We start from the raw sequence: 18,453 nt of genomic DNA on the forward strand, positions 1-18,453 counted from the left end.
GCAGACCATCTCTATTCTTTTTGAAACCTATGAATATATCACAGGTGCAAACGGAATTTCAAAATCGGAAAGCTTAACATTTGATTTACAAACACATAAACAGCTTACATTAAAGGATCTTTTCCAAGAAAATAGCAATTATTTATTTATACTTTCCAAAATTGGTTATTGCGAATTAATGAAGGATAGTGACTTAGTAGGTAATGAAGCATTAATAAAGCAAGGAACAGCACCTAAAGAAGAGAATTTTCAAAACTTTGCAGTTCTTAATGATTCCATACTTTTCTATTTCCCTGTAAACCAAGTTGCAGCAAAAGCACTAAGTGTACAAGAATTAGCTATTAAAAAAGAGATTTTACAAGATAAACTGCTACCAATCTATCAAGATATTGAAAAAAATAAAAATCAACTTGTAGAAGCAACGCCTAAAAAAATGGCTACAGAATTACCAGATGTGGCGAAAATTGATCCATCTAAAAAAATTATCGCCTTAACTTTTGATGACGGTCCAAGTAATAAACCAACCAAAAAAATCTTGAAGGCGTTAAAGGAAAATAACGGCCATGCTACGTTTTTTGTTCTTGGCGAGCGAGTTCAATATTTCCCTGAAGTTGTTCAACAGGCTATAAAGGAAGGTCATGAAATTGGAAACCATTCTTGGGATCACCCTCTTCTAACCAAAATCCCCAAGAAAAAAGCCTTAAAAGAGTTTCAGGATACAGATACATTACTAAAGGAAATTACAGGAATGGAAACAACACTTATTCGCCCGCCATATGGAGCAATGCAAAAGGGTTTAAAAGAAGAGCTAGATAAAGAAATTGTGCTTTGGACCATTGATCCGGAAGACTGGAAACAACCATCGAAAAAGAAAATCGTGGAAAATGTTATGCACGAAGCAAAAGATGAAAGCATCATTCTCATGCATGATATTTATGATAAAAGCGCTGACGCATCAATAGAAATCATTGAGAAGCTAACAAACGAAGGATATCAGCTTGTGACTATTTCACAATTACGGGAAGTGAAAGAAGAGCGGAAAAATAAGTGAGATTTAAGTTTATAAGTTTTATCATTATAGGATATAAATTAATTACCATTATTCATAAGAATAAAATTTTAACCTGCTTCATAGGCCATATTAATAACCATATGAATATTATTTATCATTTTTCTATAACAAAAATACCTATTTCATTAGGGACAACCAACTATTCAAATTAATTTACATATTATAAATCAAAAATTAAGGAGGCAACCTTATGCATCCAACAGTCATTACTGGCCTTAACGGAGTAACATATCAAAACTTTCCTCAGCCAACGTACGGAGCTTGGAATCAACAACTGTTAGGAACTGGCGATAATTATTACTACATGATAGGAGGACAAATGTTCAAAATTGCTCCAAGACCACAAGGAACACAAGCATATTATCCTTATTTAGGGCCAAATGTTCCTTTGAGTATAAGAAAAAGACAGTGGTTTTAATTTTTGGTATGCTCTCTCTTCCATGAGCGTGGACATCCTATATTTAAAAGAGCCAATAAATAAAAAAGGGCTTCTCTTTTTTTCGAGAAACCCCTTTTATTAACCTTTAATTATAATGACCTGTACTGGGTTCGAACCAGTGACCCCTTGCCTGTCAAGCAAGTGCTCTCCCACTGAGCTAACAAGTCATGTAGTAAATTTTATTTTATCTTATCCCTATCATATCATGTCCTCTCCCCATATTCTAGAAAAAAATAAAAAGTGACGGTCCAGCCCATCACTTTTTCACACTTATTGCATTCCTCCAAGCAGCTGCTCTAACTGGTTGGTAATCCTTGTCTCGGAATCTGTATCTAATAAGTAGGTTTGATCTTCTTGCTTTGTAATTTGATTATCTGTTACATAAGCTCCTGTTAATATATTTGTCGCACCTAAATTTGCTAATACAGGTTTCAATGCATAATCCATCACCAATAAATGGGCATAGCTTCCCCCCAGCATTAGTGGCAGTACCGTTTTGCTGCGCAGACTCTTTTGAGGCAAAAGGTCAAGGAATGTCTTAATAATGCCTGAATAAGATGCCTGAAATACAGGTGATAAGACAATAACGCCATCACTTTGTTCCACCTTTTGTCTTGCATCTATTATTCCTTGATTCATAAAATCGGCCGTAATCAAGGCATCGCTTGGTAATTGATGAACTTGAATAACATGAACGGCTACTTTCTCTTGCTCTAAAAATTCTTGTGTAAATTGTAAAATACCAGTTAATCGTGAGTCTATTTTATGCCCACCAGCTATGATGGTTACTGTTGTCATCGAAGTCTCCCCTTTGTGAAAAATCTCTCCTTGTAAAAAAATTGCTTTTTTCCTTTCTGTTATTCTAACACGAATAACAGAATATGTGCTTAAACCATGTTCTAAACTGCTTGTGTTACATAAATCGCTTTTCTTATTAATTAGTTCACATTTCAGACAAATTTTTTTGAACTATTTGTGAATCAATTCACAAAATCATTTTTTTCTAATGAGTATTTGATATATTTAACTTGTAAATAATAAAAAACGAAGAAATAAGAAAGGATGATTCTTATGTTTATAGGATTTTTAAGAGAAAATAAAATTGCAGCTGGTATTTTAACGATAATTCGTTTATTTCTAGGTTATTCTTGGTTTACTTCTGGGTTTGGCAAATTAACTGGTGGAGGATTTGATGCTTCTGGATTTTTAACAAACGCAGTTACTAACCCAGTGATGGGCCCAGATGGAGGAGCAGTTTATGGCTGGTACACAAGTTTTGTAGAAGGTTTTGCATTACCGAATGTTGGTATATTTAATGTTCTCGTACCAATTGGAGAAACATTAGTTGGTCTTGGGTTAATACTAGGTTGTTTTACAACAGCAGCAGCATTCTTTGGCGTATTAATGAATTTCTGTTTCTTACTTGCTGGTACCATTTCTCATAATCCCACTGACATCTTATTGGGTATGATTATCATGATCGCGGGTGCAAATGCTGGTTATTACGGGCTAGATCGTTGGGTATTGCCTTATGTGAGAAAAGCAATCTTTAAAAATGAGGAAGAAAATGAAGAATTAACAAAAAAGCCTCGTTTAAGCTAATACAAAAGTGCACTTACTAAAAATAGTAAGTGCACTTCTTTCTCTCTTAGTACTATTCGCCATATAATACCGTTTTATGCTCCTTTATACTTCTTTGACAATCTATTACTCGTTGATTTTTACTACCTTTAAATAAGAGACTTAAATCTCTTTGTTCCATCATAAACCGCCCATCTACTAATACGTCTAAATACATACTTAATTGTGTAAATTCATCTTTATATTTTATCATTAACTCTTCCCAGAGAAATCCTGTATAGCACCAAATATTTTTATTTTCTTGTTTGCATTTTTGCGCTAATTGGATCAGTTCCGTTATTTGTAGCATTGGCTCTCCGCCACTAAAGGTAATCTCATTTAATGGGTTGCTGTTCACTTTGCTCATAATTTCGTCGATTGACATTTCCATACCACCATTAATTCGCCAGCTTTCTGGATTATGGCATCCTCTACAATAGTGGGAACAACCAGCCAAAAAGATTGTAGTTCTTAGTCCTGGACCATCTACAATACTATCTTCAACAATGGATAATACTCTCATTGATGCTTAACCCTTTCTCGCTCTTCTGCACGTTTAGCCGTATTCCACCGATCAAGGGTTCCAACTAGATAGCCCGTTATTCTGCGAATTCTTTCAATTCTCGCATCGTCCTCTTCTCCACAATTGGGACATTCATTGTCGATAATTCCTTTATGCCCACAACTTATACAACGATCTACTGGATGATTAATACTTCCATAGCCAATCCCAGCTTCCTTCATCGTCCGAACAATTTTTTCCATCGCATCAATATTTTTACTAGCATCCCCATCTAATTCTACATATGTTATATGACCAGCATTCGTTAATGAATGAAATGGTGCTTCTCGGTTAATTTTTTCATAAATAGTTATTGGGTAATAGACTGGAATATGAAAACTATTTGTAAAATACTCTCTATCCGTCACTCCTTTAATAATCCCAAACTTCTTTCTAGCTGCCCGTAATGCTTTTCCCGCAAAGGACTCTGCTGGGGTTGCAAGGAGTGAATAGTTCAGCTGATATATTTCCGATGCTTGATCCACTTTTTGGCGCATAAACTGAACAATCCGCAAACCAATTTCATGTGCCTTTTCGCTTTCTCCATGGTGAACACCAAGCAAAGAAACCAAACATTCAGCTAATCCAACAAACCCAATCGATAAGGTTCCCTGCTTTAAAACTTCTTCTAGCTGATCATCTATCTGTAGCTCTTCTCCACCTTGCCAAACTCCTTGCCCATATAAAAATTTAAAATTAACCACTGTTTTCTTACCTTGGTAATGAAATCTTTCTTGAAGTTGGTCAATAACCAAGTCTATCATTTCATTTAATTTATGAAAAAATGATTCTATCGTAGTTGACGCTAAAGCTAGTAAAGGCAGATTAATACTTGTAAAAGATAAATTCCCCCTTCCAATCGCTTGTTCTCTCCCATGAATATTTCCCATTACTCTAGTTCTACACCCCATTGTTGCCACTTCAGACTGTGGAGTACCATCATAATAAGCTAAATTAAATGGCGCATCGATAAAAACAAAGTTAGGAAACAACCGTTTACTTGTTGTCTCGATAGCTAATCGAAATAAATCATAATTGGGATCCCCTATTTGATAATTTATTCCGTCCTTTACTTTAAAGACAATGATTGGAAAAATTGGCGTTTCCCCTGTGCCAAGTCCTGCTTGTGTAGCCAATAATAAATTCTTTGTTAGCATTCTACCTTCCCTTGAGTGATCCGTTCCTAAATTTACGGAAACAAATGGAGTTTGTCCCCCACCTCTGGAATGCATCGAATTACAATTATGTATAAACGCCTCACAAGCCTGGTAGGTTTCTCTTTCAGTCCATTGCCATGCTTTTTGTTCTAACTCTTCCTTATCTTGGATTATCTCACTTAGTTTTTCTTTATTTTGATTGTATGTTTTATGTATATACGGTGCAAGATCATAGTCTAACATTGGGATAGCTTGTCCCCCATGTTGCTGATTTTGATTTGCTTGTACTATGATTGATGTAAGTGCCATTGCACTCATTATAGATTTAGGTTCTCTCATAAACCCATGGCCAGTATTAAACCCATTTTTTAAGATTTTTGCTAACGGAATTTGACAGCATGTTGTCGTACCAGAAGAATAAAAATCAAGATCATGAATATGGATATACCCATTTTGATGTGCGTCCTTCACTTTCTTTGCCAACAAACGCTCTATTGTATAATGCTTGGAAGCAGTAGCGGCAAATTGCATCATATGACTCATCGGTGACATTCCATCAACATTTGCATTTTCTTGAATAAAGTCTTGATTATTGCTTCTAATTATTTCTTCAAACTCACTTAATAATTGAACATCATTACCCATTTAACTCACTCCATTCATAAAGGAATCTTCATCCATTATAATAGCAAGCCTAACGTTTTTCTATATATTGTGGTTTTTTCACAAAATATACACAATATATAGATATCACTAAACGAATTATCGTAAGTTATCGTTAGCTTTATACTATTCATAAAGTGCTTTTATTGATAAACTAATTGTAAAATCAGTAGTGGAGGAAGGATAACCATGACGACAAAAGGGACAATAAAAGAGGCAATCTTATTTAGTAAAGAATTAGGAGAAGAAATGACTCTACTTATCTATCTGCCTCCAGCTTATTCTCCCCTTTATAAATATAATTTGCTAATTGCACAGGACGGGAAAGATTATTTTCAATTTGGTCGAATCGGGAGAATAGCTGATGAATTACATACAAATCATCAAATAACAGGGACAATTATTGTTGGAATTCCTTATTCCTCTGTTCATGATCGCCGGGAAAAATATCATCCAGATGGTCCCAAAAATAAAGCATATATCCGCTTTTTAGCACATGAACTTGTTCCATATTTAGATGAACAGTTTCCCACCTATCAAATGGGATTAGGACGGGGACTTATTGGAGATTCATTAGGTGCAACCGTTTCACTAATGACCGCTTTTAAATATCCACATACCTTTGGCAAACTTATGCTGCAATCTCCATTAGTTAATGAAGAAGTATTACAATTGGTGCGCCAGTTCGATTCCTATCATTTACTAGAAGTGGATCATATTATTGGTACAGGTGAAACTGCTGTGAAGACAACGATCCAAACAACAGAAGATTTCCTTGCTCCAAACAGAGAACTGTCACACATTTTAAAAGCCACCAACACTGATTATACCTACGAGGAATTCGATGGAGATCATACATGGAAGCATTGGCAACCATATATAGCGAAAATGCTAGTAAAAATGTTCCCATCCTAAATTGAAAATACTTTCATTTAGATCTGTGAGGTTCCTTTTCAAGTGCATGAGGACGGAATTTTTGTCTTTTAAGACTAGTTGTTTGCCAAACATTAGATTTTTTCTGAAATCTTTGAACTTAAAAGTATAATTTTGTTATAATATCTTACATATAGAACATTGAAATCGTAATAATAGATAGTCCATTTTCTATATCTTAAAATAACGGTTATTATGAAATGGAGGTTCTTCAAATGAAATATGGTATTGCTATTTTCCCTGGAAAAGAATTGCAGGATTTGGCCAATTCCCTTCGTAAACGATATGATCCGAAATATGCTTTAATCCCACCACATATCACTTTAATTGGTGATTTTGAAGCAGAAAACGAAGAAATAGAAGAAATAAGCAAGAAACTAACAACGATTGCAAGTCATTATCATTCTATTCCAATTAAAGTATCAAAAGTCAGTTCTTTTAAACCAGTTAGTAATGTTGTTTATTTAAAGATTGAACCAAGTACAGATTTGGAACACCTTCATCAAGAACTTATAAGTACATTGGGCGTTAGTCCAGAGCATCCCTTTGTTCCACATATTACACTTGGGCAAAATTTATCGAGTGATGAGCACTTGGATTTATACAGTAATTTACGTATGCAGAATTTTCATTTTGAAGAAAAATCAGACCGTTTCCATTTACTTTATGAATTGGAAAACGGATCATGGACTGTATATGAAACATTCCGGTTAGGAAAGGAATCGTGAAAAAGTGGAAGTAATTGTCGTTAAAACAGATAAAGAATTAGAAGATGCATTTTTTGTACGTCAAACTGTTTTTGTAAAAGAACAAAATGTACCAGTGGAAGAAGAAATAGATGAATTTGAAAAAGACAGCATCCATTTTGTCCTATATGATGACAATAAAGAACCAGTTGGTGCTGGTCGCTATCGAATATTCGCTGAGTATGGAAAAGTGGAAAGAATATGTATCCTCTCTACCAATCGAAAAGGTGGCGCTGGGAAAGCGGTCATGAATAAAATAGAGGAATATGCCTTAAGTAATGGTGCTCCTGCTTTGAAACTTAATGCTCAAACGCACGCGATTCCTTTTTACAGCAAATTAGGATATGAAGTTATTTCCGAGGAATTCTTGGATGCTGGTATTCCGCATAGAACAATGATTAAGAAATTATAATACGATTTGGTTGTCCGAAGGTGCCACCTTTCCTCTAAAAGGATTTCGGTTGATGGCATGCCTAATTGGGCAACCTTTTTTCTTTCCTTATCCATGGTACTAAGCTTAATAGGTTTAATTTTCATGCATTTGCCTACAATAGATGTAGGAAAGGGTGGGTTGCATGGAATTCACGCAAATATTTGGTGAACTTATCATTGGCTATTTCTTGTTGCTTCTTTTAACAAAAATATTGGGGAAAACACAAATCACTCAGATTACTACCTTTGATTTTGTCTCTGTTTTAGTACTAGGTGAGCTTGTAGGGAATGCCATGTATGATTCAAAAACAGGAATAAAAGAAATTACTTATTCCATCCTTCTGTGGGGAGCTTTAATTTTTATCACAGAATTTATTACACAAAAGTTTCGGAAAACTCGACAACTTTTAGAAGGAAAACCATCTATTGTTATTAATAAAGGAAAGATTGATTTTAATGAATTAAAGAAAAATCATTTAGATATTAACCAATTACAACATTTACTTCGCTCAAAAGATGTATTTTCACTTACAGAGTGTGCTTACGCTATTTTAGAAACTGACGGCACGATAAGTGTATTAAAGAAATCCGCGTTTGCCAATCCAACAAAGCAGGATATGCATTTACCACTTGATATTATGTCACTACCGATAAGTATCATTCTAGATGGCGAAATCATCAAAGAAAACTTGCCCCGAGTAGGTTGGAACGAGGAGCAGTTGTTGCAAGAATTACAGAAACAAAATATTCCATCTCATAAAGATATTCTTTATGCCGAATGGCGCGAAGGCTCGCCTCTATATGTACAAAGCTACAAAATGAATTAAATTCCTTTATATTTGTGCATGAAAATAAGTACCCTTTCCAGTGAGTTGCGCAATTAACTTCTCATTGGCTACTTGTTTTTCATGCATTTTATTTTTCTCGTAAAAAGACGGAGAAGGATATTTTACATCTTGATTAGTAAGAAGATTAGCGAGTTTTGCAACAGGGTAAGTTGCTTCTTTCTTATAGATTTTTGTTTTGCTAACGATATCTCTAACCGCATACTGCTCTGCTTGATAATGCGTAATTGGTAAAATATATCCCATCTTAATCTGTCCCTTCTTTTCTAAATTATCGTATCCTTTTCCCTTCTTTAACAAATGTTAAACCAGTTTTCTACTCTTTAAACAATCCTCTGTTTTTGATATGATAGATATTATTTCAAAGGCTGTTTTCGTAAAGTTTGTTGCTATTACCCGCAGCCTGAATAATTTTCCTAACATCATTTCATTAAATACAGATAAATGTATAAAAATAGATTAGAGGTTTCCTATGTTAACAGCTTTTTATTATGATAGACTCATTTCATTAAATACAATCGATCGACAAGAATTACAGAAAATTTATGAAGCTGGCAAAAATGGGTTTCTTGCATGCTCTGTATGTGGAGAAGTGGTAAAGCTTTATTTAGGAATAAAGAGTGCTCCCTATTTTTATCATTATTCTTCTAAACAACCATGTAAGACAGAAGATGTACCTAATGTCCAACAAGAACAAGCTGCCACTATAGATGCAGACTATGAAGAAAAAAACGGGTTTCGAATTCCAAAGAGTAGAAGTATCTCAAAGAGCATTACAGAAGCCACTCCTTTTAAACCGCCTATGTCTGTAAGAGCAACGATTCATACATCTGAATTAGCAAATAGTCTACCCGTTTCTTACCCAAAGGAGTCTTATCTAAATATTCTCGCCCAAAATGGTTATTCACTTGATGCCACCCAAAGTAAAGCTGTTACAATCGACGATGGACACATTCTTGTTCTTGCAGGGGCAGGAAGTGGAAAAACTCGTGTTTTAACAATGAGAGCCGCCTATCTAATTCATGAAAAAAACGTTGATCCTTCAACAATCATGCTTGTTACTTTTACCAATAAAGCTGCAAACGAAATGAAGGAACGGTTATTACACTATCCAATGATGAATAAAGGCTTTGTGCAAAAAATTGTTTCGGGAACTTTCCATAGTATTCTCTACCAAATATTGATTTTTCATGAACGAGAGAAATGGCAACGAAATCAGCTATTAAGTAGTAATTGGCAACGAGAGCTTTTATTAAAGGAAATTGCTCGGGAAAAACAAATCGATGAGAAAGACTTCCCATTTGATGCAGCTCTTCAATTAATCAGTGCCTGGAAAAACAGTATGATCTTCCCCCATGATGTTGAGCCTGCGAATGATTGGGAGCAAAAAGTCGCACAGCTATATACCGGCTACGAAGCAAAAAAACAACAGAGAATTCTGTATGATTTTGATGATATGCTTCTTGGTGGCTACCATTTCTTTCGAGAAAATCCAGCTATTTTAGAAACGTATCAAAAACGATTTTCTCATTTCCTATTGGATGAGTTTCAAGACATAAATAAAGTGCAATACGAGTGGATGAAGCTAATGGCTGGGTCTGCTAAATCTATTTATGCAGTGGGCGATGATGATCAATCTATCTATTCTTTTCGTGGCAGTGATCCAAAATACCTGTTAGATTTTGAAAAAGATTATCCAAATTCACAGACGATAATTCTTGATTATAATTACCGCTCTTCACAAGAAATTGTGTCTGCTGCCAAATCAACTATTAGCAAAAATACAAAGAGACGCGCGAAAAAAATGATTACAGGCTATTCAGGACAACACCCGCTTGCCTTTTATCCTTATGATGAAGAAGAAGAAGCTTCGATGATTTTGACAGATATTCAGGAAAAAATAAAAAATGGTTATGAGCCAAAGGATTTTGCCATTCTCTTTCGCACAAATACGAATAGTCGTGCGATGTTTGAGCGATTAGCCTCCTCCAGCTTGCCCTTTAGATTGGAACAAGATACAGGTTCCTTCTACCAACGGTTTATCGTAAAAAGCATGTTGGCATATTTAAAGCTCATTCATGATCCAGATAATCAACAGGCTGTTGTTGATATCCTGCCTACACTCTTTTTGAAAAAAACTGTATTACAGGATATTAAAGCAATGAGTATTTTAGAGGATTGCAGCTTTTTAGATTGCCTTCATTTTATTAAAACTGGGTTTGCTTTTCAGGAAAGTAGACTTAAAAAGATTCCAGATACGTTAAAGCGATTAATAGATTATTCTCCTCTTGACGCCATTAATTTTATCGAAAAGGAATTAGGCTTTCAGGAATTCATCAAAAAACGGGGCAATGAAGGAAATCAATGGGATAAAGGGTCCGATGATATTCGCGATTTAAAGGTTGTTGCTCGTAAATTTACTTCTATTAAAGAATTTGTGCAGTATACAGATCATATGATGGCAATGAATGAAGAATTGCGAAAGCAATATAAAAATGAAACAAACGTAATTACCTTAAGTACGATTCACCGTGCAAAGGGATTGGAGTATCAAACAGTTTATATACTTGGAACGGTTGATGGGTCCATCCCCCATGACTTTGCATTAGAATCATTCCGAAATAATAACCTTATGCCACTTGAAGAGGAACGTCGCCTGCTTTATGTTGGGATGACAAGGGCACAGCAAGAACTATATCTATCGGTTCCTATGTATCTAAGAGGCAAAAAAGCTAAGGCATCACGTTTCTTATCTCCCTTGTCAATGTCTCCTTTTGTTCATTCATATTAATTATTGGGAGTTAAATTAAATAATTTGCTAAAAAAATAGGGTAACTTGTCATATTTCGATTAGTTACCCAGTTTTCTTTTACTTTTTGTTAATCATTTTAGATAGCGTATTAAAATCAAGCTGTTTGCCGTCTTTTACAATAGATTCCACAATTTTATCCTCTGTTTGCTTTGGAACAGGTTTACCAGCAATTTGCGATACTCTACGAATAACATTTCTCACTGTTTTTTCATCTTTAAAATTTGCATTCTGTAAAGAATTGGCTAATTCAAATATATCCTTCATATTTACGCCCGTTTTTGATTCTATGTTTTTAAAGAAATTATTGTTCATACACGTGTTTCCTCCTTAAGTGAGCTACTTTACATTGTATGAAGCAATAGGAAAAAGGTGAAAAACCGGAGAGGAAAAACGAAAAATGAATAAAAAGCATATCGTTAAATTTGCTGCCAGCCTGCATGCACTTCCCTTTCTTCTGGGCAAGGTGATGACTCAAAAAACAAATGCTGTATCTCGTCTTTATAACTTTTTCTGTTCAATAAATAAAAAGGAGCTCTCTTAGTAAATAGAGAACCCCTTTTTCCCATAAATGATTAGTTGTAGAAGCTAGCTCCTACGATAACTAAAAGGATAAATAAAACAACGATTAATGCGAAAGAAGAGATACCTCCTCCTGCATTATAGCCGCCGCCATAGCCATATCCGCCATAACACATTCCTACTTCACCTCGCTTCTCCTTGTACTCATTATCAGAATATGGAGAATTGAAGTTTATGTATAGGCAAGCTACTATTAACGAATAGAATGTACGTATGTCATGAATGAACGATATTCTAATCATAAAAATCGAATGTTAGCTCTCCTAAGTGATCTATTTGCGCAAGAAATATATCACTTATGTTTAATCCTCTTTTTTTAAGGGCTGAATATACCCATTTTTCCGTAAGATTACATTTTTCTAACGTTCTTTTATCGATTTTTCCGTCCATGATAATTGTATACAACTCTTTTTCTACAGGTGGTAAATCAATCATATCTTCAACCACTAAAGGCTGTTTTGCTTTTTTTAAAAGAACACTTAATTCTCCGTTTGCTTCTAACGTAGCAAATTCCACATCTTCCACTCGAAAGATCGCTTTAATTCGTAATTGTTCCAATAATTCATCCATACTATACTTCTCTTTTTTTAGATGTTTTTCTATTATATTACCATCTTTGATGAATACAGTAGGCGTACCCTCTACAAAATCTCTAAACCGTTTGTTCTTTAAAGATAGATGACTGATAATTAAAGGAATACAAGTCCAAATCACAATAGAAGTAACTCCATCTACCATTTTTATCGCTGAATCCAAAGATATGGACCCTGCAATATCTCCAACTGTAATTCCAACAATATATTCGAAAAAAGATAATTTAGAAAGTTGTTTTTTGCCGAGAAGTTTAGTAATAAAAAATAAACTGACAATAATCAAAACAGATCGGATAATGGTAGTAATTAGTTCCGTCATAACAAGACTCCTATTTATCCTATTCTTTCATCAAAACTCATCCTTATTATCAGTACTTACCCTTTTGGTTTAAAAATGAGAGCACCGATAAAACCAAATATGATGGCAGCAGATATCCCTGAGCTCGTCACTTCGAACATCCCTGTTAATACGCCAATAATGCCATGTTTTTCTGCTTCTTGCATGGCTCCATGTACTAATGCATTACCAAAACTCGTTATAGGAATGGTAGCACCTGCACCTGCAAAATCAGCAAATGGCTCGTATAATCCAAATCCATCCAATATCGCACCAGCAACAACTAATGTCGTTAATGTATGTGCCGGGGTTAGCTTGGCAACATCAAACATAAGCTGTCCAATAACGCAAATAGTACCGCCTATGACAAATGCCCAAAAAAACATTGGAAGCATACTAGTTCCTCCTTTTTCTGTAATTCATTCCATATAACAATCAGTTGGGGGAATAATCTCCTTCCCTAACTGATTAGATTTCAATTGATACAGCGTGCGCGATACATGGTATCGTTTCATTTTGTTGCACTGTTAATGGTGAAAGAAGCGCTCCGGTTGCTACTAATAGTATTCTTTTATACATCCCTTTTTTCATTTCATTTAATAAATGTCCATACAGTACAGTTGCTGAACATCCCGCTCCACTTCCCCCAGATTGTACTGGCTGATCATTTGTATAAATCAATAAGCCACAGTCTTTAAATTTATTTTCGTCTATGCTCAAGCCTTTTTCTTTTAAAAGGGCGATTGCTGTTTCTCTTCCTATTTTCCCTAAATCTCCAGTTACAATTAAGTCGTAATGAGAGGGATCAATATTTAAATCTTGGAAGTGTGCAAGTATCGTATCTACGGCTGCCGGAGCCATCGCTCCACCCATATTAAATGGATCAGCCAATCCCATATCCACTACTTTTCCGATTGTGGCAGAGGTTGTGTAAGGTAATCGTTCATTTGATTGCTTATTTGTAACTAGTGCCACTCCTGCACCAGTTACAGTCCATTGTGCTGTCGGCGGTTTTTGCCCGCCGTACTCAGTCGGATAACGAAACTGTTTTTCAACTGCTGCATTATGGCTAGAAGCTCCTGTTAATACATTAGTAGCCCCTTGATAGTTCACCATGAAAGAAGCGAGTGCTAAGCCTTCCATAGATGTAGAGCAAGCACCAAATAATCCGAAATAAGGGATTTTTAAATCTCTTGCAGCAAAGCTTGATGGCGTAATTTGATTAATTAAATCACCTGCTAAAAAAAACTGGATATCCTCCGGCTTTATTTCACCTTTTTTTAAAGCTGTTTGTGCAGCTTCCTCTAGTAATATCCGATGAGCCTGTTCATAAGAGGTTTTCCCCATCCATAAATCATCATGTAAAATATCAAAATCATTAGCTAACCTTCCATTTGCTTCAAAGGGACCTCCTGATACGCCGGTAGCTTTTATTACTGGATGATTTTGAAAAACCCAGGACTGCTTTCCCTGAAGCATTAGAATCCCCCCGTCATAATAATGAATATTGTTTTAATAAGCGCGACCACAAATGCGGAGAAAACACCGAATAAAATAACCGAACCAGCGAGTTTGAAGATATTTCCACCAACCCCAAGTACAAATCCTTCTGTACGATGTTCAATTGCCGCAGAAATAATACTATTACCAAATCCTGATACAGGAACGGCACTTCCTGCTCCTGCAAATTGCCCTAACCGATCATATATTCCAAACCCTGTCAATAACATAGAAAGAAAAATAACCGTAGCTGTGGTCGGATTACTAGATGTTTGTTCCGTAAAATGGAAGAAGTATATATAAAAATAAGCAATAATCTGACCAATCATGCAAATAAATCCACCGACAAAAAATGCTTTTATGCAATTTTTAAAAACAGGCCGCTTCGTTTCATATTGTTGTTCAAATTTTTCATATTGCTGTTGCTCTGGTGTTTTATTTTTCTTCTTACTGTCTGCCATTTTTATCCCTCCTTACGTTAACTCATTATTTAATTCAATAATCTCTTTCAAACGCTTGTCAGCTTTTTCTTTACTAAAGTCTGGCTCCTGGATTTTATCCCTTAAGCGCATTGTCTCTAAGAAAATTTTAAAATCACTGGAAACAGTAAATTTTTCCTCTGGATATTTAGACTCCAGCATTTCTGTTAATTCTTTTTCGATGCTTTTCATTTTAAAGCGAGCCATCTGCTTTACCTTATAGGCTACTAATGTATCCTTCTTGCCTTTAATTACAGCTACATCATAAATGGACGGAATGGTATTTGTTTCATCCTTAATCCCTTGCACCAATTCTTTTTGACTAGCTTCTGGCTCTGTATAAATTACGACTGGTTCTGGATCCACCTTTTTCAGCATAGACCATCTACTATTTGGTGACTCCTTCTCACAACCAGCTAATAAAACACATATGCTAAAAACCAAAGCGAAAAATGCGTACTTTTTATTCGACATATTCTTCCCTTCCTATGTAAATGATTAATTGATGTATATATTTTCTTCGTTTTAAGCTTTATTTATTAGAGGTTTACACAACAATTAACATCCAATTTTTACAAATTGTTTTTATGCACAAAAAATACCCGCTCAAAGACGGGCATTTTCATTATTTTGTTAATTTTTTTCCACAATTACATCCAGATTTCTTCTTTTTTGATTTTGTTGTTGCTTTCGGCTTTACGGTCTCTTTTATTTTAAATACTTTTTTTTCTAACAACTCCAATCCCTCCAATAATGTGTACTCTGCACCAATAAAAACACTGTTTTCATATGTGCTTATCACATTGTATGATGGAAAGAAATGTATGTGTAAACAACTAGCCTACCATATTCAAACTATTCAACGAACACTCTTTGTAAAATAGCTTCGATTAAGGAAGCTCCTCCTGCTATGGCAAAAACAAGAACAATAGGTCCACAAATGCTTGGAAAGAAATAATATAAAATAGTAAGAAAGATAGCGACCCACACACCTGTACACCAATAACAGCTAATTAACTCACCAAAAAATCCGCGGATTTTTCCCGGTTTCGGTACAATAAATACTTCTGTTTGACCATCTTTATTCTGTTCTTCTACTTCATCTAAAAAAATTTTTCGAAAAAATTCTGTAATTTGGTCAAAAACAACTAATCTTGTTAGACGAAAGCTTGCCAAAATTAATAAAAAAAACTCCATCCAATGGATATCCATTTAGATTCTCCTCTCCAATCGACCAAGAGATTAGTAACGAATGGTCATATGCCCAAATTTTGAGAAAAAAGGCGTTTGTCCGTAACCCATAAGGCCCTTCGGCAATATGTTAGTAATGTAAGAAACATAAAGAAAGAAACAAACAAGGAGGAAAACAATTATGGGTTGTGGAAAAAAAGAAGATATTCTTGGTACATCCAGCTGTGTTTGCGAAGTGGTTCGTGCCATTAAAGATATCCAGGATAATGCTGAAGACACTTGCGAGTGCGAAACAAACTGTTTCTCAGAGCCTCTAGGATCACTTGTATCTCCAACAAAGCGTAATAAAGCAGATACACGTGTATTCGTTTTAAGTACTGCAGATGGCTCTCCATTCCATGCATTTTATACAGGTTCAGACTGCAACTGCGTATCCATCTTTTTCCGAGTGGAGGATGTTTTTGATAACTGCTGTGCAGTATTAAGAGTTCTTGCTCCAATTGGTAAAGACGGAGAAACACTTGATATCGTTGGACACAAAGGAATCGACTTAAGCAAAATTTGTGAGTTAGAAGGCTTCGTTCGTACTTCCAGCTGCATAACAGTTGACTTATCTTGCTTCTGCGCTGTTCAATGTATCGCTGACGTTGACTTAAACGTTTGTGACTAATAACGATAAAAATTGTATATGATTCACCCTCGGGGGACGTCTTACAGACGCCCTCCATTTTTTTAGTTACCTCCTTTCTCTTCCTCTTACATTTTATGCGCTGAAACATTCAACCATGATATTAGACAAACTCTCTGCCTATCTGTTCACGAATTTGTTAAATGTTAATGCAAAAAAAAGAGAGCTATTTCAGATGGAAGAATGGTCATAAATAAATGCTTTTTCGCTAGGCTAGCAAACCTAACGAACAAAAATTATATGACATAAATCCATTTCGAAATAACTCCCTTAAAGGGAAGAATTTTTAAATTCCAATCATTCTTACTTCCTGAATCGCAGAGATTCTTATAGTGACGATTAATTGATCCATCAATTTTATCTCTACATTTTCCTCCGTTAAATCCACAACAAATCCACGTATATTCTCGTTAGCAGTCATCACAATACACGGGACTGGTGGCAACTGCTTAGGAAAATGAAGTAAGTACTCTAATTTCTCGATTATCCCCATTTCTTTAAAGCTCTTCAATCGTTTAAATGCTGGTTTTCTTGGAGTTTTTTCAGCATGCTGCTCCTGATAATTTTGGATTTGTTCTTGGACATCGATTGCAGGACTCTGTTTTTTAGCATCTTCTTTCGCTAGCTCTTTTTTATCTTTTATTTCCTGAAGCATTTCTTCTTTTTGTTTCTTCTCCATCATTTCTTGGTATTGTTTCTGTTTAGAAATTTTTGCAGAATAGCTAACTTGCATATTGCCTTCCATCTTTTTTGTCCCAATCTGAGAAAGATAAGGCTTACTATTCTCACTATACACCTATAATCACCTCCTAAAACAACAAACATATTTTATAGGATTCATCCTAATGTATGCATGATTTGCCTAATATGTAACTTTAAATTATGGAAAAAGAATACAAGTGAAGGGGGAGAATCGATAGGAGTTATGTAAAAATAAAAAGCAAAAAGGCAACCCAACGCTGAAATTAGCTGATAGGTTGCCTTTAATTATATTAACCAACAATGTGGAAGCCTGAGTCAACATGAATGTTTTCTCCAGTAATACCTCTTGCTAAATCACTGAATAAGAATAATGCTGTATCTCCTACTTCTTCTGGAGTAGTAGTTCTTCTAAGTGGAGAACGTTCTTCGATTTCTTTAAGAATAGAGTTAAAATCACTGATACCTTTTGCAGATAATGTACGAATTGGACCTGCAGAAATCGAGTTTACACGAATTCCTTCTTTTCCTAAATCAGCAGCTAAATAACGAACGCTTGCATCTAATGAAGCTTTCGCAACACCCATTACATTGTAATTTCTAATCGCGCGCTCTCCGCCTAAATAAGTTAATGTAACAATGCTTCCGCCTTCTGTCATTAGCCCTTTAGCTTCTTTAGCGACAGCAGTTAATGAATAAGAACTGATATTATGCGCAAGCAAGAATCCGTCTCTTGTAGTATTCATATAGTCGCCTTGTAATTCTTCTTTATTAGCAAAAGCGATACAGTGAGCAATCCCATGAATCGTTCCTACTTCTTTTTTGATTGCTTCAAAGCATGTCGCAATCTCTTGATCATTTGTCACATCACATGGTAAAACAATGCTATCTGTTGAATCTAAAGTAGCCACAAGGTCGCGAACGCTTTTTTCTAATCTTTCCCCTGCATAAGTGAAAATTAAACGAGCACCTGCTTTATGCAAGGAAGTCGCAATTCCCCATGCAATACTTCTTTTATTTGCAACACCCATGACAACATAGGTTTTGCCTTTTAACGAAAAAGTCATTCTTATTCCTCCTATATACTATTACAAGTTATTAGTACC

At 35.3% G+C, this 18,453-nt stretch carries 24 protein-coding genes and 1 tRNA gene; 9 read left to right on the top strand and 16 right to left on the bottom strand.

The window, feature by feature from the left end:
* On the top strand, positions 1–1,051 hold a 1,051-nt coding region (locus RTL21_RS08905; RefSeq protein ID WP_312095411.1), incomplete at its 5' end, for a polysaccharide deacetylase family protein.
* Between the two features lie 211 nt (positions 1,052–1,262).
* Positions 1,263–1,490, top strand: a complete 228-nt coding sequence (locus tag RTL21_RS08910; RefSeq protein ID WP_312095413.1) for a hypothetical protein — start codon at positions 1,263–1,265, stop codon at positions 1,488–1,490.
* Between the two features lie 116 nt (positions 1,491–1,606).
* Here RTL21_RS08910 and RTL21_RS08915 read toward each other — a convergent pair.
* Positions 1,607–1,678, bottom strand: a tRNA-Val gene (locus RTL21_RS08915).
* 103 nt (positions 1,679–1,781) lie between these two features.
* On the bottom strand, positions 1,782–2,309 hold the full coding sequence (gene ssuE, locus RTL21_RS08920) for an NADPH-dependent FMN reductase (protein WP_312095415.1): 528 nt from the start codon (positions 2,307–2,309) through the stop codon (positions 1,782–1,784).
* A gap of 273 nt (positions 2,310–2,582) precedes the next feature.
* On the opposite strand from ssuE, the gene RTL21_RS08925 reads away from it, so the two are divergent.
* Positions 2,583–3,113 (top strand): DoxX family protein, encoded by a 531-nt coding sequence (locus RTL21_RS08925; protein ID WP_312095417.1) that lies wholly within the window; start codon positions 2,583–2,585, stop codon positions 3,111–3,113.
* Between the two features lie 52 nt (positions 3,114–3,165).
* Here the strand turns inward: RTL21_RS08925 and nrdG are convergent, their stop codons facing one another.
* Together nrdG and RTL21_RS08935 are read right to left on the bottom strand one after the other, a co-directional pair.
* A complete protein-coding gene (gene nrdG, locus RTL21_RS08930; RefSeq protein ID WP_312095419.1) occupies positions 3,166–3,654 on the bottom strand; it encodes an anaerobic ribonucleoside-triphosphate reductase activating protein in 489 nt (162 codons plus the stop codon).
* Positions 3,651–5,495 carry an anaerobic ribonucleoside triphosphate reductase gene (locus tag RTL21_RS08935; protein WP_312095421.1) on the bottom strand — a complete coding sequence of 615 codons (1,845 nt, stop codon included), beginning with the start codon at positions 5,493–5,495 and terminating at the stop codon, positions 3,651–3,653. Before RTL21_RS08935 ends, nrdG begins: the two co-directional genes overlap by 4 nt.
* A 207-nt stretch (positions 5,496–5,702) precedes the next feature.
* Between RTL21_RS08935 and RTL21_RS08940 the strand changes: the two genes are divergently transcribed.
* The 4 genes from RTL21_RS08940 (at position 5,703) to RTL21_RS08955 (ending at position 8,451) form a co-directional block, all read left to right on the top strand.
* Positions 5,703–6,428 (top strand): alpha/beta hydrolase, encoded by a 726-nt coding sequence (locus RTL21_RS08940; RefSeq protein WP_312095423.1) that lies wholly within the window; start codon positions 5,703–5,705, stop codon positions 6,426–6,428.
* 233 nt (positions 6,429–6,661) lie between these two features.
* Complete coding sequence (locus RTL21_RS08945; protein ID WP_312095424.1) at positions 6,662–7,174, top strand: 2'-5' RNA ligase family protein; 513 nt, start codon at positions 6,662–6,664, stop codon at positions 7,172–7,174.
* Positions 7,175–7,178: 4 nt separating this feature from the next.
* Complete coding sequence (locus RTL21_RS08950; protein ID WP_312095426.1) at positions 7,179–7,604, top strand: GNAT family N-acetyltransferase; 426 nt, start codon at positions 7,179–7,181, stop codon at positions 7,602–7,604.
* Between the two features lie 163 nt (positions 7,605–7,767).
* On the top strand, positions 7,768–8,451 hold the full coding sequence (locus RTL21_RS08955; RefSeq protein ID WP_312095428.1) for a DUF421 domain-containing protein: 684 nt from the start codon (positions 7,768–7,770) through the stop codon (positions 8,449–8,451).
* Positions 8,452–8,457: 6 nt separating this feature from the next.
* Here RTL21_RS08955 and RTL21_RS08960 read toward each other — a convergent pair whose 3' ends face one another.
* Positions 8,458–8,715, bottom strand: coding sequence for a hypothetical protein (locus tag RTL21_RS08960; RefSeq protein ID WP_312095430.1), 258 nt, complete (start codon positions 8,713–8,715; stop codon positions 8,458–8,460).
* Positions 8,716–8,941: 226 nt separating this feature from the next.
* On the opposite strand from RTL21_RS08960, the gene RTL21_RS08965 reads away from it, so the two are divergent.
* Complete coding sequence (locus RTL21_RS08965) at positions 8,942–11,260, top strand: ATP-dependent helicase (protein WP_312095432.1); 2,319 nt, start codon at positions 8,942–8,944, stop codon at positions 11,258–11,260.
* A 78-nt stretch (positions 11,261–11,338) separates the two neighbouring features.
* Here the strand turns inward: RTL21_RS08965 and spoVIF are convergent, their stop codons facing one another.
* The 9 genes from spoVIF to RTL21_RS09010 all read right to left on the bottom strand — a co-directional run bounded on the left by spoVIF (position 11,339) and on the right by RTL21_RS09010 (position 15,981).
* Positions 11,339–11,593 (bottom strand): sporulation-specific transcription regulator SpoVIF, encoded by a 255-nt coding sequence (gene spoVIF, locus RTL21_RS08970; RefSeq protein WP_312095434.1) that lies wholly within the window; start codon positions 11,591–11,593, stop codon positions 11,339–11,341.
* A 260-nt stretch (positions 11,594–11,853) separates the two neighbouring features.
* Positions 11,854–11,976, bottom strand: coding sequence for a YjcZ family sporulation protein (locus tag RTL21_RS08975; protein ID WP_312095436.1), 123 nt, complete (start codon positions 11,974–11,976; stop codon positions 11,854–11,856).
* Between the two features lie 118 nt (positions 11,977–12,094).
* Positions 12,095–12,772, bottom strand: coding sequence for a DUF421 domain-containing protein (locus tag RTL21_RS08980; protein ID WP_312095438.1), 678 nt, complete (start codon positions 12,770–12,772; stop codon positions 12,095–12,097).
* Between the two features lie 56 nt (positions 12,773–12,828).
* Positions 12,829–13,185: a stage V sporulation protein AE gene (gene spoVAE, locus RTL21_RS08985; protein ID WP_312095440.1), complete on the bottom strand. Its 357-nt coding sequence runs from the start codon at positions 13,183–13,185 to the stop codon at positions 12,829–12,831.
* Positions 13,186–13,258: 73 nt separating this feature from the next.
* A complete protein-coding gene (gene spoVAD / locus RTL21_RS08990; protein ID WP_312095442.1) occupies positions 13,259–14,269 on the bottom strand; it encodes a stage V sporulation protein AD in 1,011 nt (336 codons plus the stop codon).
* Complete coding sequence (spoVAC, locus tag RTL21_RS08995; protein WP_312095444.1) at positions 14,269–14,751, bottom strand: stage V sporulation protein AC; 483 nt, start codon at positions 14,749–14,751, stop codon at positions 14,269–14,271. Before spoVAC ends, spoVAD begins: the two co-directional genes overlap by 1 nt.
* Positions 14,752–14,763: 12 nt before the next feature.
* Positions 14,764–15,243 carry a YhcN/YlaJ family sporulation lipoprotein gene (locus RTL21_RS09000; RefSeq protein ID WP_312095446.1) on the bottom strand — a complete coding sequence of 160 codons (480 nt, stop codon included), beginning with the start codon at positions 15,241–15,243 and terminating at the stop codon, positions 14,764–14,766.
* 151 nt (positions 15,244–15,394) lie between these two features.
* Complete coding sequence (locus tag RTL21_RS09005) at positions 15,395–15,571, bottom strand: hypothetical protein (protein ID WP_312095448.1); 177 nt, start codon at positions 15,569–15,571, stop codon at positions 15,395–15,397.
* A gap of 53 nt (positions 15,572–15,624) precedes the next feature.
* Positions 15,625–15,981, bottom strand: coding sequence for a DUF1360 domain-containing protein (locus RTL21_RS09010; protein WP_312095450.1), 357 nt, complete (start codon positions 15,979–15,981; stop codon positions 15,625–15,627).
* Positions 15,982–16,141: 160 nt separating this feature from the next.
* On the opposite strand from RTL21_RS09010, the gene RTL21_RS09015 reads away from it, so the two are divergent.
* Positions 16,142–16,630, top strand: coding sequence for a CotY/CotZ family spore coat protein (locus RTL21_RS09015; protein WP_312095452.1), 489 nt, complete (start codon positions 16,142–16,144; stop codon positions 16,628–16,630).
* Between the two features lie 304 nt (positions 16,631–16,934).
* On the opposite strand, the gene RTL21_RS09020 is transcribed toward RTL21_RS09015, so the two are convergent.
* Entirely contained in the window at positions 16,935–17,444 is a 510-nt protein-coding gene (locus RTL21_RS09020) for a CotO family spore coat protein (protein WP_312095454.1), read from the bottom strand.
* Positions 17,445–17,640: 196 nt separating this feature from the next.
* Positions 17,641–18,414: an enoyl-ACP reductase FabI gene (fabI, locus tag RTL21_RS09025; protein ID WP_312095456.1), complete on the bottom strand. Its 774-nt coding sequence runs from the start codon at positions 18,412–18,414 to the stop codon at positions 17,641–17,643.
* Positions 18,415–18,453: the final 39 nt, after the last annotated feature.

The sequence above is a fragment of the Niallia sp. genome (assembly GCF_031978665.1).
Lineage (GTDB): Bacteria > Bacillota > Bacilli > Bacillales > Cytobacillaceae > Niallia.